26 protein-coding genes and 1 pseudogene are annotated in these 23,073 nt (G+C 41.4%); 26 read left to right on the top strand and 1 reads right to left on the bottom strand.

Going from position 1 to position 23,073, the window contains the following annotated elements; translation table 11 throughout:
* Positions 1 to 146: 146 nt before the first annotated feature.
* The 17 genes and pseudogenes from ACTWP7_RS04270 (at position 147) to ACTWP7_RS04350 (ending at position 14,937) form a co-directional block, all read left to right on the top strand.
* Complete coding sequence (locus ACTWP7_RS04270) at positions 147 to 692, top strand: transposase (protein WP_443122146.1); 546 nt, start codon at positions 147 to 149, stop codon at positions 690 to 692.
* A gap of 269 nt (positions 693 to 961) precedes the next feature.
* Positions 962 to 2,128, top strand: a complete 1,167-nt coding sequence (gene aroC, locus ACTWP7_RS04275; protein WP_443122147.1) for a chorismate synthase — start codon at positions 962 to 964, stop codon at positions 2,126 to 2,128.
* The gene (aroB, locus tag ACTWP7_RS04280; protein ID WP_443122148.1) at positions 2,129 to 3,208 is read left to right on the top strand and encodes a 3-dehydroquinate synthase; all 1,080 of its coding nucleotides are present in this window, start codon (positions 2,129 to 2,131) and stop codon (positions 3,206 to 3,208) included. It abuts the gene before it with no gap.
* A complete protein-coding gene (gene aroH / locus ACTWP7_RS04285) occupies positions 3,205 to 3,567 on the top strand; it encodes a chorismate mutase (RefSeq protein ID WP_443122149.1) in 363 nt (120 codons plus the stop codon). Before aroB ends, aroH begins: the two co-directional genes overlap by 4 nt.
* 15 nt (positions 3,568 to 3,582) lie before the next feature.
* Positions 3,583 to 4,677 carry a histidinol-phosphate transaminase gene (hisC, locus tag ACTWP7_RS04290; RefSeq protein ID WP_443122150.1) on the top strand — a complete coding sequence of 365 codons (1,095 nt, stop codon included), beginning with the start codon at positions 3,583 to 3,585 and terminating at the stop codon, positions 4,675 to 4,677.
* Positions 4,678 to 5,778 carry a prephenate dehydrogenase gene (locus ACTWP7_RS04295; RefSeq protein WP_443122151.1) on the top strand — a complete coding sequence of 367 codons (1,101 nt, stop codon included), beginning with the start codon at positions 4,678 to 4,680 and terminating at the stop codon, positions 5,776 to 5,778.
* A gap of 12 nt (positions 5,779 to 5,790) precedes the next feature.
* Positions 5,791 to 7,080 (top strand): 3-phosphoshikimate 1-carboxyvinyltransferase, encoded by a 1,290-nt coding sequence (gene aroA / locus ACTWP7_RS04300; protein ID WP_443122152.1) that lies wholly within the window; start codon positions 5,791 to 5,793, stop codon positions 7,078 to 7,080.
* A 65-nt stretch (positions 7,081 to 7,145) separates the two neighbouring features.
* The gene (locus tag ACTWP7_RS04305) at positions 7,146 to 8,018 is read left to right on the top strand and encodes a hypothetical protein (protein ID WP_443122153.1); all 873 of its coding nucleotides are present in this window, start codon (positions 7,146 to 7,148) and stop codon (positions 8,016 to 8,018) included.
* An 18-nt stretch (positions 8,019 to 8,036) separates the two neighbouring features.
* Entirely contained in the window at positions 8,037 to 9,293 is a 1,257-nt protein-coding gene (locus ACTWP7_RS04310; RefSeq protein ID WP_443122154.1) for a tetratricopeptide repeat protein, read from the top strand.
* A 30-nt stretch (positions 9,294 to 9,323) separates the two neighbouring features.
* Entirely contained in the window at positions 9,324 to 9,884 is a 561-nt protein-coding gene (locus ACTWP7_RS04315) for a ReoY family proteolytic degradation factor (protein ID WP_014643508.1), read from the top strand.
* 95 nt (positions 9,885 to 9,979) lie between these two features.
* Positions 9,980 to 10,435, top strand: a complete 456-nt coding sequence (locus tag ACTWP7_RS04320) for a YpiF family protein (RefSeq protein WP_443122155.1) — start codon at positions 9,980 to 9,982, stop codon at positions 10,433 to 10,435.
* A gap of 130 nt (positions 10,436 to 10,565) precedes the next feature.
* The gene (locus ACTWP7_RS04325) at positions 10,566 to 11,075 is read left to right on the top strand and encodes a QcrA and Rieske domain-containing protein (RefSeq protein WP_014643506.1); all 510 of its coding nucleotides are present in this window, start codon (positions 10,566 to 10,568) and stop codon (positions 11,073 to 11,075) included.
* A gap of 2 nt (positions 11,076 to 11,077) precedes the next feature.
* Positions 11,078 to 11,752, top strand: coding sequence for a menaquinol-cytochrome c reductase cytochrome b subunit (qcrB, locus tag ACTWP7_RS04330; RefSeq protein ID WP_014643505.1), 675 nt, complete (start codon positions 11,078 to 11,080; stop codon positions 11,750 to 11,752).
* Between the two features lie 28 nt (positions 11,753 to 11,780).
* Positions 11,781 to 12,536: pseudogene (locus ACTWP7_RS04335) on the top strand (c-type cytochrome); the annotation flags it as partial.
* Positions 12,537 to 12,839: 303 nt separating this feature from the next.
* Positions 12,840 to 13,442: a DUF1405 domain-containing protein gene (locus tag ACTWP7_RS04340; RefSeq protein WP_443122156.1), complete on the top strand. Its 603-nt coding sequence runs from the start codon at positions 12,840 to 12,842 to the stop codon at positions 13,440 to 13,442.
* Between the two features lie 38 nt (positions 13,443 to 13,480).
* Positions 13,481 to 14,191 (top strand): sporulation protein YpjB, encoded by a 711-nt coding sequence (locus tag ACTWP7_RS04345; protein WP_443122157.1) that lies wholly within the window; start codon positions 13,481 to 13,483, stop codon positions 14,189 to 14,191.
* A 71-nt stretch (positions 14,192 to 14,262) separates the two neighbouring features.
* The gene (locus ACTWP7_RS04350; protein ID WP_041601656.1) at positions 14,263 to 14,937 is read left to right on the top strand and encodes a zinc metallopeptidase; all 675 of its coding nucleotides are present in this window, start codon (positions 14,263 to 14,265) and stop codon (positions 14,935 to 14,937) included.
* A gap of 59 nt (positions 14,938 to 14,996) precedes the next feature.
* On the opposite strand, the gene ACTWP7_RS04355 is transcribed toward ACTWP7_RS04350, so the two are convergent.
* Positions 14,997 to 15,857, bottom strand: a complete 861-nt coding sequence (locus ACTWP7_RS04355) for a YitT family protein (RefSeq protein ID WP_443122158.1) — start codon at positions 15,855 to 15,857, stop codon at positions 14,997 to 14,999.
* Between the two features lie 166 nt (positions 15,858 to 16,023).
* Here ACTWP7_RS04355 and ACTWP7_RS04360 point away from each other — a divergent pair, with 166 nt between their 5' ends.
* Genes ACTWP7_RS04360 through panD form a run of 9 tightly spaced genes read left to right on the top strand, consistent with a single transcriptional unit; the run spans position 16,024 to position 22,999 of the window.
* A complete protein-coding gene (locus ACTWP7_RS04360; protein ID WP_014643499.1) occupies positions 16,024 to 16,365 on the top strand; it encodes a nucleotide pyrophosphohydrolase in 342 nt (113 codons plus the stop codon).
* A complete protein-coding gene (dapB, locus tag ACTWP7_RS04365; protein WP_443122159.1) occupies positions 16,358 to 17,161 on the top strand; it encodes a 4-hydroxy-tetrahydrodipicolinate reductase in 804 nt (267 codons plus the stop codon). The genes ACTWP7_RS04360 and dapB overlap by 8 nt, the downstream gene beginning before the upstream one ends.
* A 15-nt stretch (positions 17,162 to 17,176) precedes the next feature.
* Positions 17,177 to 17,593: a methylglyoxal synthase gene (locus ACTWP7_RS04370; protein WP_443122160.1), complete on the top strand. Its 417-nt coding sequence runs from the start codon at positions 17,177 to 17,179 to the stop codon at positions 17,591 to 17,593.
* A gap of 4 nt (positions 17,594 to 17,597) precedes the next feature.
* Entirely contained in the window at positions 17,598 to 18,725 is a 1,128-nt protein-coding gene (gene bshA, locus ACTWP7_RS04375) for an N-acetyl-alpha-D-glucosaminyl L-malate synthase BshA (protein ID WP_443122161.1), read from the top strand.
* Positions 18,718 to 19,929: a CCA tRNA nucleotidyltransferase gene (locus ACTWP7_RS04380; protein WP_443122162.1), complete on the top strand. Its 1,212-nt coding sequence runs from the start codon at positions 18,718 to 18,720 to the stop codon at positions 19,927 to 19,929. Before bshA ends, ACTWP7_RS04380 begins: the two co-directional genes overlap by 8 nt.
* Positions 19,905 to 20,897 (top strand): biotin--[acetyl-CoA-carboxylase] ligase, encoded by a 993-nt coding sequence (locus tag ACTWP7_RS04385; RefSeq protein WP_443122163.1) that lies wholly within the window; start codon positions 19,905 to 19,907, stop codon positions 20,895 to 20,897. Before ACTWP7_RS04380 ends, ACTWP7_RS04385 begins: the two co-directional genes overlap by 25 nt.
* A complete protein-coding gene (gene panB / locus ACTWP7_RS04390) occupies positions 20,890 to 21,711 on the top strand; it encodes a 3-methyl-2-oxobutanoate hydroxymethyltransferase (RefSeq protein WP_443122164.1) in 822 nt (273 codons plus the stop codon). The genes ACTWP7_RS04385 and panB overlap by 8 nt, the downstream gene beginning before the upstream one ends.
* A 12-nt stretch (positions 21,712 to 21,723) precedes the next feature.
* Positions 21,724 to 22,584 (top strand): pantoate--beta-alanine ligase, encoded by an 861-nt coding sequence (panC, locus tag ACTWP7_RS04395; protein WP_443122165.1) that lies wholly within the window; start codon positions 21,724 to 21,726, stop codon positions 22,582 to 22,584.
* 25 nt (positions 22,585 to 22,609) lie between these two features.
* Positions 22,610 to 22,999: an aspartate 1-decarboxylase gene (panD, locus tag ACTWP7_RS04400; RefSeq protein ID WP_014643491.1), complete on the top strand. Its 390-nt coding sequence runs from the start codon at positions 22,610 to 22,612 to the stop codon at positions 22,997 to 22,999.
* Positions 23,000 to 23,073: the final 74 nt, after the last annotated feature.

Raw genomic sequence — 23,073 nt, forward strand, 5'->3', positions numbered from 1 at the left:
AAATTGGGTGCTGTAGCTACCGATGTGTTAGGAGTTTCGGGACGGCTGATCCTTCGCGATCTAATTAGTGGAAATACCAATGCGAAAGTACTGGCTCAACATTCAAAAGGAAACCTCCGTAAGAAGAATTAGACCATATTGAATTCTTGGAAAAACAGATCGAAGATCTTTCTCAAGAAATTGACACCCGCATGGCCCCTTTTGAAGAAAATATCGCTCTTTTAGATTCCATCCCTGGAATCGGGCGATCAACCGCCCAACATCTCATGGCAGAACTAGGACCGGACATGGGGCGATATGGAGGCGCAGCCCGCCTAACTTCATGGGCCGGTATGGCCCCAGGACAAAACGAAAGCGCAGGTAAAAAACGAAATACACGTACAAGAGATGGAAATAAATATCTTCGTCACGCTTTAGTAGAAGCAGCTACCAGCGCCACTCGTAAAAAAGGTACGTATTTGCATGCCAAATACCAAAGACTTAAATTCCGCCGCGGACCTAAAAAGGCGAGAGTAGCCATTGCCCGGACATTACTTGTGATTGTTTATCACCTATTAACGAAAAGAGAAATGTACAAAGAACGAGGGGCAAACCAGTATAATCAACAAGCATTAGAAGCAAAAAAACAGAAAGCCATTAAGAGTCTTCAGCGCTTAGGTTTTGTAGTCGACTTATCGCCACAGTCGGCTTAGACAAGTGATGACATAAATAACAAAGGAATTCAGGGATTTTTTAAAAAGCAAGAAGATCCCCTTTATTTAGTACGGCCTTAAAGCGGTAGTTATTTTCAGGGTAGTCTTATAAAAAACGGAATTTGAAATTTAGTAAGCGTTTTCAATGGTTTTTTATAAAAATTCGAACAATTTTGCGACACAAACGTTTATGCGTATGATATAGTAGTACGTAAAATTTATTGCTGAGATTAGCTCAGTTCACTATACGATCAGGAGGGGTGTTATCCATGCGTTATTTAACAGCAGGTGAATCTCATGGTAAGCAGTTGACAACAATTATAGAAGGGGTACCTTCCCATTTACCTTTGCTAAGCGAACAGATAAATGAATCTTTAATAAGGCGGCAGGGTGGATATGGCCGTGGAAAAAGAATGCAGATTGAAAAAGACTTAGTAGAGGTTACCAGCGGAGTGCGACATGGTTATACAATGGGTTCACCTATAACTTTGGTTGTCCACAACGACGATTTTAAACACTGGACCGATATCATGGGAGAGGATCCGCTTCCTGAAGATGCGAAAATACGTAGAAAAGTAACGAAACCAAGACCGGGACACGCTGACTTAAATGGTGGCATGAAGTATGGCCATCGTGATATGCGAAATGTTCTGGAGCGTTCTTCTGCGAGGGAGACAGCTGCGAGAGTTGGCGCAGGCGCCGTGGCAAAAGTATTGCTAAGTGAACTAGGGATTGAAGTTGCTGGATACGTCAGAGAAATTGCCGGTATCGTAAGTGATGTAGATGAAAGTCTTACGTTAAAGGAACGTAGGGAGATATCTGAGAATTCACCTGTGCGTACTTTTGATGAAAGCGCAGCTGAAAAAATGAAAAAAGCTATTGATGACGCTAAAAAGGATGGAGACACCATCGGTGGGGTCGCCGAAGTTTATGTAGAAGGTATGCCTCCTGGACTTGGTTCTTATGTTCAGTATGACCGTAAGCTGGATGCTAGAATTGCAGGAAGTGTTATGAGCATAAACGCATTTAAAGGTGTAGAATTCGGAATTGGCTTTGAAGCTGCCCGTCGAAATGGCAGTGATGTTCATGATGAAATTCTCTGGAGTGAAGAACGCGGCTATTACAGACGTACGAACCGCTTAGGCGGGTTTGAAGGAGGTATGACCACTGGAATGCCAATTGTGGTCAAAGGGGTCATGAAGCCTATCCCTACTCTCTACAAACCGCTTCAAAGTGTAGACATCGATACGAAAGAGCCATTTAACGCAAGTATTGAACGTTCGGATTCCTGTGCTGTTCCTGCAGCCTCCGTTGTTATGGAGCATATTGTAGCTTTCGAATTGGCTAAAGCTATTACCGAAGAATTTCCATCAGATTACTTTCCTAGATTAAAACGTGCCGTGGATGATTATCGTAAGGAAGTCAGGGAGTTTTAAATGAGCTCTTTGACTATTCATGCAAACTCCCATGATTACGAGGTCATAATCGAAGAAGGAATTCGGCACGAACTGCTAAATTATATTTCCAGTGACTATCAGAAAATACTGATCATAACAGATGACAAAGTTTCTAATATCTACCTGGAGGACGTAATCGGTGGACTAGGAAGTGAATTTGATACTCACACTACTATAGTTCCGGCTGGAGAATCATCTAAAAGTATGGAACAGTATGAACGATTACTGGATGCCTGTGTAGAAGCGCAGCTTGATCGCCGCTCCTTAATCCTTGCTTTAGGTGGAGGGATGGTTGGAGATCTCGCCGGGTTTGTGGCTTCTACGTATTTAAGAGGCATTGATTTCATCCAAATGCCTACGACAATCTTAGCGCATGACAGCAGTGTGGGTGGAAAAGTTGCGATCAACCATCTGAGAGGCAAAAATCTTATAGGGAGCTTTTATAATCCTGTAAAGGTTATTTATGATACCGGAACATTGCTGACACTTCCAGCAGAAGAGATCCGCTCTGGGTATGGAGAAGTCATTAAGCACGCCTTCCTGAGCAGCCCTGAATGGTGTAATGATCTGTTTCAAACTTCGATAGGCAATCTATCGAGTGAACAAATAAAGGATGACCTTATGAAAGGGATTAAGGTAAAGGCTGGAATTGTGGAGAGCGACGAACGTGAAAAAGGAATACGAAGGTATTTAAATCTTGGTCACACTCTGGCACATGCGATCGAAGCTGAACTTGGTTACGGAAAAATCACTCACGGTGAGGCTGTTGGTATCGGTTTATGGTTTGCATTGCGTGTAAGTCAAGGGAAACTGGACGCGTCCCTGCCAGTGGATCGCTATGCTGAGTGGCTGAAGACCAATCGTTATCCTGTGGAAATCCTTAAGAACCTGGAGATAGGTACCTTACTTAAACGGATGAAATGGGACAAAAAGACCGTTCATCAGGAAATTAATTATGTATTGTTGAATCAGATCGGCGCTCCATGTGTCGTCGGATTAAGCGATCAGCAAATACAAACAGACTTGAATCTATTTATTAAAGAGGTGAGTGCCACATGATCCGAGGTATCAGAGGGGCAACTACAGTGTCAGTAAATAGATCAGAAGAGATCATAGACAAATCTGTAGAACTAATGAACGATCTTATTCATCAGAATCAAATTCAGCCAGAGCAGGTTGTATCCGTTTATTTTACAGTAACAGAGGATTTGAACGATGGTTTCCCCGCCAAATCCCTAAGGCAGTTAAAGGGATGGACTTATGTCCCTGTTATGTGTATGAGAGAAATCCCGGTTCCCGGGAGTTTACCTAAATGTATTCGAGTAATGGTAACGGCTGAAACCGATGCTGCACAGCATCATATTAAACACATCTATCACTATGAAGCCAAAAAGCTTCGGCCGGATTTAAAGAGTTGAGAGGAGCGTTCCTGTATGAAAGCTAAAGATATTTTAAGAGATATGAAACCTTATAAACCAGGAAAAGGAATAGAGGAAGTAAAGAAAGAATACGGGCTCGAACGAATTGTTAAGCTTGCTTCTAACGAAAACCCATTCGGCTTTTCTCCTAAAGTGAAACAAGAACTTCCTGAGCTGATCGCTAATTTAGAGATTTATCCTGATGGATATGCAGCGGCCGTGCGTAGAAAAGTAGCTAGATTTATTAATGTGAATGATAATCAGCTTATCTTTGGGAATGGATCTGATGAAGTCGTACAAATTATTTGCCGTACGTTTTTAGAACCTGGTGCTAATACGATTATGGCTACCCCTACGTTTCCGCAGTATCGGCACAACGCATTAATAGAAGGTGCTGAAGTCAGAGAGGTGCCCTTAGTAGATGGTCATCATGACCTTGAGGAAATGCTAAGGCAGATCGATGATCAAACGAGGGTGTTATGGATTTGTACGCCTAATAATCCTACAGGGGTACATATTGAGCGTGAAAAGCTTAAATGGGTCATGGATACTTGTCCGGACCATGTTCTAGTAGTGTTAGATGAAGCTTATTTTGAGTATATGGAAACAGATGACTATTTTGATTCTTTAGGTGCATTAGATAACTATCCGAACCTTGTTGTCCTTCGCACATTCTCAAAAGCTTATGGCTTGGCCGGGCTGCGAATTGGATATGGTGTGGGTCATCCCGACGTGATTCGCATGCTGGAACCTTCTCGTGAACCTTTTAATACGACGACCGTGTCACAGGCGGCAGCCATCTTAGCGTTAGATGACCAGCAATTTCTTCAGATGTCGCTTGAAGAGAATAAAAAAAATAAAAATGCTCTCATGAATTTTTGTGATGAAAATGGCTTATCCTACTATGATTCACAAGCCAATTTTCTGCTTATCCATCTTCCGTTCAGTGGTGACGAAATGTTCCAGCATCTGCTCGCTAAAGGATTTATTGTGCGTTCCGGAGAAGCATTGGGACTTCCTAATACAATCCGTCTGACAATTGGCCGTTCAGAAGATATGGCTGTTATCCAGGAAGAAATGAAACAGAAATTAGCATCAGGAGTAAAGTAAATGAAGCAGACAGTATTAATCGTGGGCTTAGGACTGATAGGCGGCTCTCTTGCAATGAACGTTTCAAAAAAAGAAAACGTCCATGTTATTGGCATCGATCAGGATCCTGAAACCATAAGCATGGCCAGAAAGCAGGGAGTTATTCATAGTACGTCACATGATTTTAGTGACGCCGTGAAACAAGCGGATGTGTGTGTACTGGCTACTCCTATTTCTATAACCATTCAATATTTAAAACAATTAGAATCTATCGAGCTTTCTAAATCCCTTCTGGTAACGGATGTATCTTCTGTAAAAAACAATGTACTGGAAGCGGCAAATAACTTAAGTCATTCTAAAGTCTCTTTTGTGGGCGGACACCCAATGGCAGGATCCCATAAACAGGGATACACCGCTGCTAAGCCTCATTTGTTTGAAAATGCTATCTATGTGCTTACGCCTTCACTTCATGCATCTGTTCATGAGGCAGAAAGGCTGAAAGACTTGTTCTCTGAAACGGAGGCAAGGTTCTTAACTTTTTCCACAAAAGAGCATGATGAGATGACAGCGGTAATATCTCATTTTCCTCATCTAATTGCTTCTTCACTGGTCCACCAGGCAAAACAATGGCAGGAAACTCATCCTTATATTGAACAGCTGGCTGCGGGAGGATTTAAAGATATTACGAGGATTGCTTCGAGTAACCCTAAACTTTGGCAGGATATTTTCTTCCAGAATCGTAATTTGCTAATTTCCATGCTGGATGATTGGATGAAGGAAATGGGTAAGGTAAAAGATTTTTTACAAAATGAAGAGAGTGAAAGGACTTATGAATATCTTTTAGATGCTAAGCATTACCGTGATGGGCTGCCTGTAAGAGATAGGGGCGCAATCCCTGCTTTTTATGATATTTATGTGGATATTCATGACCAGCCTGGAGCTATCTATCATGTAATAGGATTATTAGCCGATGAGGAAATTAGTATTAAAAATATTCAGATCCTGGAAATTCGAGAAGGGATTACAGGGGTGCTGAGAATTAGTTTTGCTGCGAGTGACGAACAATGGAAGAGTAAAAAAGTGCTTGAAGCCCATCAATATGAAGTGATGGTACAACAGTAAGGGGTGTTTAATATGTCAGCCATAGAGTTACGTCCTCCACAAAAAAATTTGAGAGGTAGTCTTACTGTACCCGGCGACAAATCTATTTCCCACCGGGCAGTAATATTCGCGTCTTTGAGCCAAGGCGTCTCCCAAATTACAAACTTCTTGACAGGTGAAGATTGCATGCGAACGGTGGAAGCTTTTAGACAGCTTGGTGTTCAAATAGAGCAGTCAGGGGACGAGTTGACTGTATATGGGAAAGGGATTCCACATTTGAAGGAAGCTGAATTACCAGTAAATTTTGGAAACTCAGGCACTACAGCCCGCTTGATGAGCGGAGTTTTAGCTGGTATTCTGCTATTTACTTCAGCATACGGAGACCCGTCCTTATCTAAGCGGCCTATGGATCGCGTAGTCCATCCTTTGCGCGAGATGGGTGCGAGTATTTCCGGTCGTAAGAATGCTTCTGTGCTGCCTCTGGCATTTGAGGGCACTAAATTAAAAGGCACTACGCATCATTTACAAGTAAGAAGCGCACAAGTGAAATCAGCTCTTCTTCTAGCCGGAATGCTTGCTGAAGGAGAAACAACGGTGGTGGAGCTTGGAGTAACTAGAAATCATACGGAGATGCTGATGTCTCAATTTGGAATTAATATCGATGTAGAAGGCTCTAAGATTACTATCCAGGGAGGGCAGCAGCCGACAGCCTCTAATTTTAGGGTTCCTGGAGACATCTCTTCTGCAGCATTTTTCATTGTTGCCGCTGCCATAAGCTCAAACAGCTCGATCACAATAAAAGACGTTGGTCTTAATTCGACTAGAGATGGAATTATTCAGGTGATGGAACACATGGGCGCTTCTGTGGACGCTATCATACATTCTTATGTAGGCGATGAACCCGTCGGTGATATTCATATTAAGTCTTCTGCTCTGAAAGGTGTCAGAATTGAAGGGGAAATGATTCCGAATTTAATTGATGAAATTCCAATTGTTGCCCTGGCAGCTACGCAGGCAGAAGGGACAACTATTATAAAAGATGCCCGTGAATTAAGGTTTAAAGAAACCGATCGAATTTCAGCAGTTGTGAATAATTTAAGAGCACTCGGAGCTCATGTAGAACCACAGGAAGATGGAATGATTATCCATGGCCCGACTCCTCTAAAGGGCGGAAAAGTCGATTCATTTGGGGACCATAGAATCGGGATGATGGGAGCGATCGCATCCCTCGTTTGTGATGCCCCAGTTACGATTGAGGACAAAGAATGTATTAATATCTCTTACCCGACTTTTTTTGACCATTTAAACCAACTGACTAATTAAATAGTTTTCATAGTTTTCAGTAAGCTCTCATACGATATAAAAAGCCTGATGGAGGTTTGAATCGTATGGGAGCTTATTGGTTTAGTGCTTATCTAGAGAAAGAGGGCGGAGGAGAGGTAGAGGAGCGACTGGTTTATGGAGAGAAGTTTGTTCGTAATCATTCAGGTAGCAAATCTTATGTTCACATGAATACGGATGGTTTCTTTGTAACACCTGGGTACGTAATGCTTGATAACTTTGAGCCAATTTCCTTTAGTTCTACTCCTGAAGAAACAGCTGGTAATTACATAAAAAGAGGGTGTTCACTACTTCTTATTCAACACCTAGTGACTAGCATACGCCACTATCGTCAGCTTTATGACGAATATTTAAATAAATTATCCGGAATTCCAGTAAACTATATGGTGGTTCCAGTCATAAACGCTAAGCTTATAAAAGCTGAGATGGTCCGATTTTTCGCTAGAAAAGGATGCCCCTTTTTATGTATTGAAGTGGATTTGATCAATGACTTGAAAAATGTATCATGGGAATGGCTGGTCCAGGCTCAGGCGTACAAGAGAATTCCGCTGACTATCCGTGTCAAAGATTCTGAAAATACGTCGAACAACTATTCAGAATTATGGTCTTCACTTAGTAAGCAGTATGGTATCATTAAGTTATCAGAGTTACAGGATGATGAAATAGTTTCGTTTCAAAATCTAAAGGATAGTGGGATTTTTCCTAGTCGCGGTCGTTTAACATCAGGTGGTCAGGCTGATTATAATTTGTTTTGGAAGACTCAACATTCTTTGATTGATGAACAGGAGAAATTCATTTATCATAACCCTGTTCCAAATGTAACGATTATGAATGGGCAGGTTAAACAAGTCAATCAAACCTTGGTTGATCGTAAACCAGGCACTCATATTCAAGTGAAACTTCACAAGCATTTTGTTTAACAGAGAAAGGATGTCATCATGGAGGAAATACAAAAAGCAATTCGTCAAATGGAAGCCCATAAGACGGAAGATGCAATAGAAACTCTAACACAATATTTACCACATGCGGATGAAGAAGAGCGCTTTACCATTGCAGAACTCTACATTCAGTGGGGAATGATGGATGAAGCGAAAATGGTTCTTCAGGAACTGATTCAACGCTATCCAAAAGAGCAGGAATTGAAAGTGATGATGGCAGAAATTCATATCGATTTAGGGGAAGATGATGAAGCGATAGAGCTATTAAATCAATTCGGTCCTGAAGATGAAGATTATTTACAAGTACTCGTTCAATTAGCTGATTTATACCAGGCTCAAGGGTTATACGAAGTAGCTGAGCAGAAGTTATTAACTGCTAAGCAAGTAGAACCTAATTCAGCCATTATCGACTTTGCTTTAGGCGAACTGGCTTTCTCAAATGGTGAATATTCAAAATGTGTTCCTTATTACGAGAACGCTATGCACCACCAGCCGGTTATAGGAGATATAGAAGTAGCTACACGTTTAGCAGAAGCGTATGCAGCCAATGGTGAATTTGAACAATCACTTGAGTACTACCAAAACGTGGAAGAAGAGAATCCAGATGTAATGTTCCGCTATGGTTTTGTTGCTTTTCAGGCAAATCGTAATGATATAGCCATTAAAGTCTGGGAACAATTGATTGATAAAGATCCTTATTTTCATTCGGTTTATCCTCACCTGGCCCAGGCTTATGATTCAGAAGGTATGCCACAGGAAGCACTGGATATGGCTAAGAAAGGTCTGGCAAAAGATGAATTTAATAAAGAACTCTATCATCTGGCAGGTACGTTAACTCACAAACAAGGAAACAAAGATGAGGGTTACAGGCTTATGAGAGAAGCTGTAGCACTGGATCCAGGCTATAAGGAAGCGGTTTTATTCCTAATAGAGAACTTTAAAGAAGACGCGGACTATGAAGCCATTATTGAACTTATTAATCAGTTGATCTCTCTTGGAGAGGAAGATCCCAATTATCTTTGGGAACTTGCCCAGGCTTATGAAGAAGAGGAACAGTTTGATGAAGCTTATGAGCAATATAAGCAGGCTTACCCTTCATTAAAAGAGGATACAGCATTCTTAAAAGCCTATGGATACTTCCTGATTGAAGAAGGCCGTATGAAGGAAGGACAGGAAGTATTTAGAGAATATTTAGCAATTGACCCCGCGGATACTGAAATTGAAGACTTTTTGACGAGGCTTATGGAGCAAGAATGATTTGAATAATGAGGCGCGGGAGGGGCGCATATGCAAACACCTATATCTGTTGATGAAAAAAAAGACTTCGTCCGGTGGTTTTTAAATCATTATCAATTAAAGAAACGTGAAAGTGTATGGATCCTTAATTATTTGATGAATCATGAATCCTTACTTTCCAGTGTTCATTTTGTCCAGGAAGTGAAGTTCTGTCCTAGAGGTATGGAGATAAGTGCTCAAGGTGTATCTGATCCCCCATTTCGATTTTATAAAGGGCAAGTCATGACGAATGATGCAGAGAAGTCGTTCCACGATTTGAGAATGAATCAAGATGAACCCGTCTATATTCAAATGAATTTCGATAATGCTCAGCAAAGTTCGAAATACGCTCTTGTATTAGAGGAAAACCCTTACCTTCCTAAAGATTATTATTTGAATGAGCGTGATAAAAACGAAGCGGAACGCTTGCTCTCATTAAGTCTTCTTAAACACAGACAGAAAGAGTTGGAAGGGAAAATTGATGCTGCTTTAATTGATGGTGAAAGAAATAAATTTAAAGAATTGTGTAATGAATTAAGCAGTCTGAAACAGGATTTAAATACCTTCTTATAATATGCACTAGTCAGGAGCATTTTTTATCGCTCCTGACTTTTATTTTTTCGACAATCTAGTACAATAGAGAGAAGAAAGACAGGAGATGATGACCCGTGCGATGGACAGAAAAAGACATTAAACAATACTTACCTGAAAAAGAATATATTGATACTTTGTTAATTCCAATGATTCCTTTTGACCCAGCTTCTGATCAAATGATGGGGAAACAAGCGTTTCAAAGGGAAATCAATCAAATTTTTACCAATCTGATTGAAAAAGAGTATAGAGGACGTATATTTTTAGCTCCAGAGTATTATTACATAAGCGGAACGGCAGAGACAGAAGTACCACGATTAAACAGCTGGATCAGTCAGTTTAGAAAGCAGCCTTTTACGCATGTGTTTCTTCTCACTTTTGATGCTAAATGGAAAAAACACGAGGATGAACTCACAGGGAAATTGTTGTGGGTTCCAGCTATCCAAAGTGGGAATATCCAATCTACAGAAACGCAATCGTTTGTAAAAGAACAGGCGGGACAAATCAGTGAACTCATCCAGGCATACTGGTAATAGAAAAGTTACGACAAGCCTTGATAATTTATTGACCGCGCCTTGAGATTGCGCTATCATGGTAATGTCCTAGTAAACTGTGTGTAAAATATCCATGTCATATGGATGACAGCATAGAGGGGGGAAAAGAATGAGCGATAAAAAACGAGTATCCCGTCGTCAATTTTTGAACTACACACTGACTGGTGTAGGCGGCTTCATGGCAGCCGGAATGCTTGCACCAATGGTTCGGTTCGCAATTGATCCAGTATTGCAAACCAAAGAAGGCGGAGATATGCATTCCGTTGCATCTGTTGATGAGATTACAAATGAGCCCACAAGAGTGGAGTGGACCATTGACCAGGTAGATGCTTGGTATGAATCGGAAGTACAGAAAACAGCTTGGGTGTACAGAAATGAAAATGATGAGATTGTGGCACTTTCTCCTATCTGCACCCACTTAGGCTGTACAGTGGACTGGGCTTCACAGGAAGACTATCCTAATCAATTCTACTGTCCATGTCACGGTGGACGTTACACCAAGGATGGAGTGAATGTTCCGGGAACACCTCCAACAGCTCCGCTTCCAGTTTTTGAGCACAAAGTGGAAGAGGGCATGCTTTACCTTGGAGACGCACAATCTAGAGGAGGGGGGAGTTAACAATGCTGCAAAGACTTTACGATTGGGTGGACGAGCGTGTTGATATAACACCTTTGTGGCGTGATATCGCCGACCACGAAGTTCCGGAGCACGTTAACCCAGCCCATCATTTCTCAGCTTTTGTTTATTGTTTTGGCGGATTGACTTTTTTCATTACAGTCATTCAAATCTTGTCAGGGATGTTCCTGACCATGTACTATGTACCAGATATTGAGAATGCTTGGAAATCCGTTTATTATTTACAAAGAGAAGTAGCATACGGTCAAATCGTACGTGGCATGCACCACTGGGGAGCGAGTCTTGTTATCGTAATGTTATTCTTACATACGTTACGGGTGTTCTTCCAAGGCGCTTATAAGAAACCGCGCGAACTAAACTGGGTAATTGGAGTTCTATTGTTCTTCGTTATGCTTGGTCTTGGTTTTACAGGATACCTGCTTCCATGGGATAACAAAGCATATTTTGCTACTCAGGTAGGTCTTGAAATTGCTGCTGCAACACCATTTATAGGAGATGCGATACGAACGCTGCTTGCGGGTGATCCATCGATCGTTGGGGCTCAAACCCTTACCCGTTTCTTTGCGATCCACGTTTTCTTCTTGCCGGCCGCATTGTTCGGATTAATGGCCTTTCACTTTATCTTAATCCGTAAACAAGGAATTTCCGGTCCACTATAAAATGTAAGTTAAAAAAGGAGGGAAAGCTGTGCATAGGGGAAAAGGGATGAAGTTCGTCGGTGACTCTCGAATTACCGCCGAATCTAAAGCCAATTTACCAAAAGACTACTCAGAGTATCCAGGCCGTACCGAAGCGTTTTGGCCTAACTTCCTTCTTAAGGAATGGCTCGTAGGTTCCGTATTTCTAATCGGTTTCCTTATTCTGACTGCTGCTCACCCGTCACCTTTAGAGCAACAGGCAGATCCAACCAACGCAGGTTATATTCCATTGCCTGACTGGTATTTCTTATTTTTATACCAATTCTTGAAATATGAATTTGCAGGTGGAGAATTTATTGTACTGGGTGCAATTGTTATGCCAGGACTAGCTTTTGGAGCTTTACTACTGGCACCGTTCCTTGACAGAGGTCCTGAACGACGTCCACATAAACGGCCGATCGCTGTCGGATTAATGCTCCTTGGATTTATTGCAACTTTCTGGCTGACATTTGAATCGGTTCAACACGCTGACTATGAAACCCGCTCTGAAAAATACGGAGTTAACGTAGAAGCTGTAGAATCAGAGATCGATAAGTCAGGCGAAGGCTACGCTTTATATGAAGCGAACTGTTTAAGCTGCCATGGTGACTCTTTACAAGGGCAAGGGAATTATCCATCTTTAATTGATGCTGAGTTATCCGTCGACCAAATTAAAGATATTGCTGTAAATGGAGTCGGGCAGATGCCGGCAGGAGTCTTCGGAGGTTCTGACGAAGAATTGCAAGTATTAGCTGAATTCATCGCTAACGCCGGCTCTGGCGGAGGCGAAGGTTCAGGAGAAGGCTCTTCTGAGGGCGAAGGATCCGGTGAAGGTTCAGGAGAAGGCTCTTCTGAAGGCGAAGGATCCGGTGAAGGTTCAGGAGAAGGCTCTTCTGAAGGCGAAGGATCCGGTGAAGGTTCAGGAGAAGGCTCTTCTGAAGGCGAAGGATCCGGTGAAGGTTCAGGAGAAGACTCTTCTGAAGGTGAAGGATCAGGCTCAAGCGAATAAGTTTTGAAATGATAGCCGCGCTCAAGGAGCGCGGCTTAATTTATATAGGGGGAACCAAGGTTGAAAGATTTAGTCTCCTACATACTCAAGAATCGTGGGTTTTTAATTTTACTATTTATCGTCAATCTTCTCGGAACAATATATGGATATATTTGGTATGGTAGTCAGTTAGCTGTTACAGAACTTAAGTTTTTAATATTTGTCCCAGACAGCCCTACGGCCAGCCTGTTTTTTACAATTTTCTTAGGGTTTTATATCTTCAATAGGAATGTTCCGTATATTGAGGCACTGGCTCTTATAACGCTTCTTAAGTATGGACTTTGGGCTGTTGTTATGAACGGGTTGACTTTTGTTGAATTCGGCTCTCTCCCATGGACAGGTTATATGCTTATCGTGTCTCACGCTGCCATGGCCTTCCAGGGTCTATTATATGCTCCGTTTTATTCTATACGAATAAGACATGTCCTTGTTGCAGCCATATGGACACTGCATAATGATGTTATTGACTACGTTTTTGAACAAATGCCTGTATACCCTGCGATCATGAAGTATATGGATCAGATCGGATATTTTACGTTTTGGTTAAGCCTTGGATGCATAGGGGTAGCTTATCTAGTTTCACAGAGGAACTCAAGCGGTCTAAATTCTGCCCATTCTTCATAGACTCTCTATAAGACTTTTTAAGAGAGGGGAGAAGTGGAATGGGACGGGCAATTTTGGTCTTACTATGTTCCGTTATTTTCACACTCACACCGATGAATAAGCACCTTTACCTATCTGGACATTCAGAAGATTGGTCAGCCTTTTTCTTGCAGTACAAGCTTCTTATACAGGATGGAAAATATGAATTAGCGGGAAAAGCGTTGAATAACCGAAGAGCTGAATTGGAAAACTATATGGAGAGCCTATCTCCACAAAAAGAAGAGATAGGGAAAGAATTGCTTCAATCATTAATGGTTGACCTGCCCAAAACTAATTCAGTTGAGATTGGTCAATTGCTCACTTTTATTGATACGGTAAGCGCTAACAACCATGCGGAGAATATAAATACCCTCGTTTTTAACTATAAAAATAGTCTGGCTGAAAATCCTTACTTAACAGGGGAAGAGTTTCAAAGCGAATGGGAGAAGGTTGTTCCAAGCCTTCTGACATATTATTCTTATGATCAGTTAATTCCTATTGCTGAACAACTTTCACAATTTGCAGATGGAGATTCCGACCAAATCCGTGAAACCCTTGCAGTTGAATTGAATCAGCTGCCTGAGGCTGTTCCTGCTTTAAGTATGGAAGCATTATTATGGACGGTACTACTTATTGGAGGTACAATATTAATAACGCTTGCTTATGTAGCTTTTAGGAAATATCAAGCCGTTGCCACTGTGAAAGGGTCAATTAAGAGAGAAAATAGTTGATTTTTTCAGCTGGTTTGACTAAAATTGACCTAAGAACTTTATTTACATCCAAGACGGAGGAATGAACCATGATGAGTTTTATTCTTTACTTCGCCCTGATTTTGATTATTCCGATTTGGGCTCAGTCAAAAGTAAAGAGCACTTACAAAAAGTATTCAAAAGTAGCTATCTCCTCATCCATGTCAGGAGCAGAAGTAGCTAGAAAAATATTGGATGATAATGGTCTGTTTAATGTAGCTGTTGAAGAAGTCAGAGGGCAGCTATCTGATCATTACGATCCTCGCTCTAAAGTTGTACGCTTATCGACGGATAATTTCCATGGGCGTTCGGCTGCCGGAGCTGCTGTTGCCGCCCACGAGGTAGGCCATGCGATTCAAGATGCTCAGGACTATGCGTTTTTACGTTTTCGCAGTGCGCTAGTACCAGTTGCGAGCTTCGGATCAAATATCTCTATTTTCTTAATTATTGGCGGAGCTCTTCTTCAAATGACCGGCTTAATTTTTGCCGGCATTGTCTTCTTTGCCTTTGCTGTGCTTTTCCAGCTGGTGACTCTGCCCGTTGAGTTTGATGCTTCTAATCGAGCAATGACTCAGTTGGTGTCTACGGGAGTTATTAGAAATGAGGAAGAACGTCCGACGAAAAAGGTATTGAATGCTGCGGCTATGACTTATGTAGCTGGTGCGCTTGTAGCTCTAGCTGAACTGCTTCGCTTCATTTTCATGTTTTTCGGAATGGGAGAAGAATAATAAAAAGTTATGCCCCGCCTCTCAGGAAGCGGGGCATTTTTTATTTGGAGATTTACAATTTAGTCCCTGATCGGGTTTTTGTTTTCATCCAGCGTGAAACCTTCGCCCATTACGTCGTGAACGTGACTGACGGCTACGAAGGCATGGGGGTCTATGTGATCAATAAGGGTTTTTAAGCGTACAATTTCGTTCTTGCCAATTACGCAGTAAAGAACGTCTCTTCTTTCACCGGAGAAGGATCCGCGTCCTTCAAGTATAGTAATGCCGCGATCCATTTCCTGCATAACTTTTCTGGAAATTTCATCACTTTTACCAGAGATAATGGTAGTACCACGTGCGGCGTAGGCTCCTTCTTGAATAAAATCGATAACCTTAGCGCCGATAAACACGGCTACGAGTGTGTACATACCTTTAATCGGGTTTAAATAAGTAACAATGGAGACAAAAATAACAACCGCATCAAATAAGAACATGGCTCGCCCCATACTCCAGCCTAAGTATTTATTGATGAGGCGAGCGATAATATCCACGCCTCCTGTCGTACCGCCATACCGAAAGATAATACCTAAACCGACTCCAATAAACACACCTGCAAATAAAGAAGCCAACGTGAGGTCAGATGATAAATTAAATTCAATCATATATACTTGGGAAACTCTAATAAATAAGGATACAGCAAGGATTCCGATTAATGAATATATGAATGTATTACGCCCGAGTATCCTCCAGCCTATGATTAAAACTGGGATATTGAGAATGATATTCATAAGGGCTGGATCCCAGTTAAATAAGTATAATAGCAATAAAGTTATCCCAGTGAATCCTCCCTCACCAAGTTCATTTTGAATGTTAAAATGCACAAGACCAAATGAAAAAATAGCAGAACCAATTAAAATGAATAAAATGTTTTTAAGACGCAATCCGAAGATTTTAATACCTGCTCACCTCCATAAATGTTATACGTTTCTCATTATAGAGTTTTCTCAATGAACAGGCAATTCTAAGTTTTTAGTTAAAAAATTTGTCAAATCGCCCCCTTTTGGCTACCATTTATAGAGATACTAAAGTAAAAAGGGAGCGGATAACGTGAATTACACTACAGGTGATATTCAAAAGCGCGTGGACAAATACATATCCCAGTTTAAGGAGGGCTATTTTTCTCCATTAAGTTTACAAGCCAGGCTTACTGAAGAAGTTGGTGAAATGGCTCGTGAAATCAACCATCATTATGGGGAGAAGCAAAAGAAATCGACAGAGAAAAACAAAGCATTAGAAGAAGAATTAGGGGACGTCCTTTTCGTCTTAACTTGTTTTGCCAATTCTTTGGACATGGATTTATCGGAAGCATTCGAACAATCGATGAGTAAAATTGAAACACGAGACAAAGACCGTTGGACACGAAAAGAAGGAGAGAGTTCAAATGAGTAATAATATTAAGGTGATAGTAGCGGGACCTCGAGGTAAAATGGGGACAGAAGCTCTGAAACTAATTGAAAAAGAAGAGAACTTAACGCTCGTAGCCTGTTTAGACCGTAAAAACGGAGGAAAAAATGTCGTCGAAATAGAGAATTTGCCAAACCTGGATGCGCCTATTTTTGAGGATCCAGAGAAGTGTCTAAGTGAAATAGAAGCGGATGTGCTAATTGACTTAACAACTCCTGAAAATGGTTATAAGCACACAAAACTTGCCCTGGAACATGGTGTGCGTCCTGTTGTAGGGACTACAGGATTTACTCCCGAACAATTAGAGGAATTGAAACAGCTCGCGGAAGAAAAACAAATTGGCGCTGTGATCGCTCCTAATTTTGCGGTAGGGGCTGTCCTGATGATGCAATTCTCTAAATGGGCCGCTAAGCATTTTCCAAACGTCGAAATTATTGAAAAACACCACGATCAGAAATTAGATGCTCCTTCTGGTACAGCTATAAAAACCGCTGAGCTCATTAGAGAAGTCAGAGAAAGTCATCGTCAAGGTCACCCTAATGAAACGGAAAATTTAGCTGGTGCCCGCGGTGCAGACTCTGATGGAATGAAAATCCACAGTATGCGCCTTCCTGGATTAATTGCTCACCAGGAAGTTGTTTTTGGAGGACTTGGGCAGACACTTACAATTAAACACGATTCCCATCATCGTGAGTCATTTATGAGTGGTGTTAAATTAGCCACTGAAAAAGTAATGCACCTGGAAGTCCTGGTGTATGGTCTTGAACATTTATTAGACTAAAAGGGAGACGGAACGATGAATATTGCGTTAATCGCTCATGATAAGAAAAAAACGGATATTATACAGTTTGCTATAGCTTATAAAGAAACATTACAGAATCACCAGCTGTTTGCTACAGGAACGACCGGAAAACGCATCGCTGATGCATCAGGTCTTCCCATTATTAAATTTTTATCAGGCCCTTTAGGAGGAGATCAGCAAATAGGAGCAAAAATCGCTGAAGATGAAATGGATATGGTCATTTTCTTTCGTGATCCTTTAACTGCCCAGCCTCACGAGCCAGATATCAGTGCCCTGCTTCGTCTGTGTGATGTTCATCAGATTCCGCTTGCCACTAACTTGGCTGGAGCTGAAATACTCATTCACGCTCTCGATCGCGGTGATTTAGAGTGGCGGAAGATCATTAGAGAACAGAAGAAAGAGCAGGAGTGATCATATGGCTAAAATAGGAATTACCTGCTACCCTACAGTAGGGGGATCAGGCGTGATCGCCACAGAACTTGGCAAGCTTCTGGCAGAAAAAGGGCACGAGATTCATTTTGTAGCTTCCCAAGTTCCTTTTCGGCTAAATCGTGTGTATCCAAATATCTATTATCATGAAGTAGAAGTCAGTAACTATCCGGTTTTTCAGCATCCCCCTTATGATCTTGCGTTAGCTAATAAAATGGCTGAGGTCATAAACAGAGAAGAACTTGATATTCTCCATGTGCACTATGCCATGCCTCATGCTATCTGTGCTATATTAGCTAAACAAATGGCTGAACGTGATGTAAAAATCATTACAACTCTTCACGGTACGGATATTACAGTGCTTGGTATTGATTCAAGCTTAAAACAAATGATTAAATTTGGTATTGAACAATCCGATAAGGTTACAGCTGTCTCTGAAAGTTTAGTTCAACAGACTCAAGATCAGCTTTCGACAGATAAACCGATAGAAGTCATCTATAATTTTGTAGATGAGAGAGAATATTATCAAAAGCCCTCTTATTCATTAAGAGAAGATTATTGTATTAAAGAAGAGGAAAAAGTAGTTATTCATATTTCAAATTTCCGCAAGGTGAAAAGAGTTCCTGAAGTTGTACATGCTTTTTCTAAAATTGCTGCTGAAGTACCTGCAAAGCTTCTGCTTGTAGGGGACGGTCCTGAATATTCTGATGTCCATCAGCTTGTAAAAGATCTAGATCTGGAGGAGCAGGTGCTTTTTCTTGGGAAACAGGAAAATGTAAGCGACCTACTGTCCATCTCGGATTTAAAGTTACTTCTTTCTGAAAAAGAAAGCTTTGGTCTCGTTCTTCTAGAAGCTATGGCTTGCGGGGTCCCGTGCATAGGCTCTAACATCGGAGGCATTCCAGAAGTTATTGACCACGGTGAAACCGGCTATATTGCTGAATTGGGAAACGTTGATCAGGTTGCTTATTTTGCCCTGAAGATGCTGACTGATGAAGATTTAATGGACAAGCTTTCTGTTAATGCAAAGCAGATGGTAGAAACTAAATTTGCCTCGGGAACAATTCTTACTCAATACGAAGAGCTTTATGAACGGGTGCTGAATAATGACTGAAAGCAACGAAACAAAATTGGCAGCGGCCTTTGAATTATTAGCCAAAATAGAAGAGGGAGGAGGAGAAGCTTATATTGTAGGTGGAGCGGTGAGAGACTATCTTTCCGGCCGGCCACTTGGAGATATAGATATTGCTACGTCTGAGCCTCCCTCACATATACAGAAGATGTTTGATAAAGTAATTCCTGTAGGCATTGAACATGGAACGGTAATTGTCCGTTTTCGCTCAGTTTCTTACGAAGTAACCACCTTTCGCACAGAAGAAGGATATGAAGATTACCGCCACCCTGATGAAGTTACATTTGTACGTGATATAAAGGCAGACCTTGCCAGGCGTGATTTTACGATCAATGCTATGGCTATGGATCGATATGGAACTATAATAGATCCTTATTCTGGACTTGCAGCGATTGAAAACCGACAAGTAAAAGCTGTGGGTGATCCTTTTGATCGGTTTACCGAAGATCCTTTAAGAATGATGAGAGCTGCCCGATTTTCAAGCCAGCTAGAATTTGAAGTGGAAAATGGTACGAGGCAGGCGATCTCAGCTAAGTCCAGTCTGCTTAGATATATATCCGTGGAGAGAATTGCAGTGGAAACCCTGAAACTTTATCGGGGGCTTGGATACAAAAAAGCTATTTCGATGGTGAGTGATACTAATCTGATTACATACTTGCCAATCTTTAATACAATAGCTTCTTTCCCAAATGTTGCGCCGCTTGTGCGGTTATCTTCCTGGCCTGAACTGGTCACCTATTACCTGGCTTACGCCCCTTCGTTTTCTATTAAAGAATGGATGAAAAGGTGGAAGCTTTCCAATAAAGAGAGACGTGAAACGGAAGAATTGAATAATGCGTTAAACGAATATCTAGTTGAGAATCGTGTTACCCCCTGGCTTTTGTACGTCCTGCCTGAACCCTTACAAAGAGCTTTTTCTAGAGTTTTACAGGCTAAGGGTCTTGCAGATGAGTCCATTCTTATACTTTTAAAAGAGGGATGTAAGAACTTACCCATTCTCTCAAGCAAGGAGCTCGCCTTTCAGCCTCAGGACCTCATTTCTTTATATGCTGATAAACCAAAAGGGCCTTGGATTTCTGAATACATGAAGGAAATAGAGCATCAAGTCGTTGAAAGACATTTACCCAATGATTATGAAAAAATAAAGGAGTGGGCATTACTGTGGAATCCACCCGAAAACAACTGATTGATTTATTGGAAAAGGAAAAGGGGTATGTATCTGGACAGCAGTTATCTGACTCATTGAATATTTCTCGTACGGCTGTGTGGAAGCATATGAACGAATTAAAAAAAGATGGCTACCAAATTGAAGCAGTTCGAAAGAAAGGATATAAAATTCTTTCATCTCCTGATAAGATCAGCGGCAATACACTTCAGTGGGGGCTGGAGACAAAATGGCTGGGACAGAAGCTCATCCATTTCGATCAAGTTGAATCCACTCAGGAAATAGGGCATCAATTAGCAAGCCAAGGTAAACCTCATGGAACGGTTGTAATAGCGGATGCACAAGGAAAGGGAAGAGGTAGAATGGCAAGGAACTGGCATTCCCCTAAAGGAAAGGGGATATGGATGAGTATTTTGCTGCGTCCTGATCTTCCTCCTATGAGGGCCCCTCAACTTACACTGCTTGCAGCTACCGTGCTTGCCAAGATGGTAAGAGAGAAGACTAATCTTCACCCACAGATAAAATGGCCCAACGATTTGCTTATTGACCATAAAAAAGTCTCAGGAATCCTAACAGAAATGCAAGCTGAACATGACCAAATCCAATATGTTGTATTAGGAATTGGGATGAACGTAAACCAGCAGTTGAATGAAATCCCGCAAGATATCCGGCACAAGGCTTCTTCTTTAAAGATTGAGTCCGGTCAAGAATGGGATATCCAAGAAACCATTCAGTCGATCCTGCGTCTATTTGAAAATACATATGATAGTTATGTAGAGCAAGGGTTTGAACAAGTAAAGAAGGAATGGGAGCATTTTGGTTATCGGATTGGAGAGGAAGTTACCATATCGACTATGAGGCGGAAATGGCAGGCTACCCTTATTGGGATCGAGCCAGATGGAGCACTACGAGCCAGAGATAAGGACGGAAACGAGGAGAAACTATATTCAGCCGAGATTCATTGGGGGGAAGGAGGATACCATGCTTAATAAAAGTCAGTTCATAAAAATGAAACAAGAGAAAGACAAAATAGCCATGATTACTAGTTATGATTATCCATCGGCTAAAATTGCTGAACAAGCGAAAGCAGATATGATTTTAGTGGGAGATAGCCTTGGAATGACGGTACTTGGGTATGATTCTACCATTCCTGTTACGATCGCTGATATGATTCATCACGGCAAAGCCGTGAAAAGAGGGGCTCCTGATACTTTCACGGTGGTAGACATGCCATTTATGTCCTACCACGTGTCAACCCAGGATTCTTTACACAACGCAAAGAAACTTTTTCAGGAAACAGGAGCTCAAGCTTTGAAACTGGAAGGAAGCGGAGAAGTCATTCAGACGATGGAAAAACTTGTACACGCAGGTATACCGGTGGTGGGACATATAGGTTTAACCCCACAATCTGTTCACGTTTTAGGAGGATACAGAGTTCAGGGGAAAGATAAGGCAACAGCAGCCCGTTTACTTCAAGAAGCAAAAGAGATTGAGGCTGCAGGAGCCATTGCCATTGTTCTGGAATGTATCCCAAGACAATTAGCAGAAGTTATTTCAAGAGAATTGTTTATTCCTGCGATTGGTATAGGAGCAGGGGCAGAATGTGATGGACAAGTCCTCGTCTATCACGATATATTAAAATATGGAGTCGACCGCTTACCGAAATTTGTGAAACCTTACATGGATAGTAACCACGTACTGGGAGAAGCTGTTCAATCTTACGTGAATGATGTGAAATCAAAAGAATTCCCAGAAATTAAACACACGTTCACGATGGATCCTGACAGTCTGCCAGACCTTTAAGGGGTATAAAAAATGAAAGTTATAAAAGAGATAATAGAAATGCAAAAAACGACTGCTGACCTTACGCAGGCAGGGAAATCGATTGGGTTTGTACCAACAATGGGTTATTTACATGAAGGGCACGAACGTCTCCTTCAGGAAGCCCGGAAAGAAAATGATTATGTTATATTAAGTATCTACGTTAATCCTCTGCAATTTGGAGAGCATGAAGACCTGGATCATTATCCTAGAAATATTGATCATGATCTGTCTATAGCGAGAAGAAATGATATAGACTTCATTTTCCTGCCTGAAAATAAAACGATGTACCCAGCTCCATTGTCCATAGAAATGACGGTTAGCAAAAGAGCAAACGTCTTATGCGGACGAAGCCGTCCAGGACATTTTGAGGGTGTAGTGACTATTTTGACTAAGTTATTTAATATTTGCCTTCCGACAAAGGCTTATTTTGGTCAAAAGGATGCTCAGCAGGTGGCCGTGGTAGACGCGCTTATTCAGGACTTTAATTTTCCTGTCCAGTTGGTTTCTGTTCCAACAGTAAGAGAGGACGATGGTTTGGCTAAAAGCAGCCGCAATATTAATTTATCTCCACAGGAAAGATCAGAAGCACCTGCGATCCAGAAAGCTTTACAAAAGGGGAGGAGCCGCCTCATGCAGACTCTAAACCCTGACATACAGGAAGTTATACAAGAAACCCGGCAGTTTCTTGAAAGGGAAACTCGTGGTAAAATAGATTATATTGAGTTATTGTCGTATCCTGAGCTGGAGCCTATTGAAACCTTCGATCGGCAAGTAATTCTTGCTGCTGCTGTCTATTATGAGAATGCTCGATTAATAGATAATACGGTTTTCCACCCGGGAGATATATCTTAATGAAGAGGTTCGAGGAGGACTGAATATGTTCCGTACGATGATGAAGTCGAAAATTCATCGCGCTCGCGTAACTGAAGCTAATTTAAACTATGTGGGAAGTATAACCATTGATCAAAATATATTAGACGAGGTAGGAATTCTGCCGCATGAAAAAGTCCAGATTGTTAATAACAATAATGGAGCTAGATTAGAGACTTACGTAATTGCTGGAGAAAGAGGAAGCGGGGTCGTATGCTTGAACGGCGCTGCAGCTCGACTTGTTCAACCTGATGATATTGTTATTATCGTGTCTTATGCTATGGTAAGTGAGAATGAATTAGCGGACTTTAAACCTAAAATCGCGTTAATGAATGATCATAATCAGATTGCCGAATTGCTGGAAGAAGAACCACCGCTTACAGCTTTACCTTTTTAGTAAGTTTATAGAGCTGCATTAGTACAGAGGGGATCTTTGCCAGGGCTTCATATAAGGCGGGGTCCTTCCTTTTT

The organism is Halobacillus sp. B29 (assembly GCF_052246755.1).
Classification (GTDB): Bacteria; Bacillota; Bacilli; order Bacillales; family Halobacillaceae; genus Halobacillus; species Halobacillus halophilus.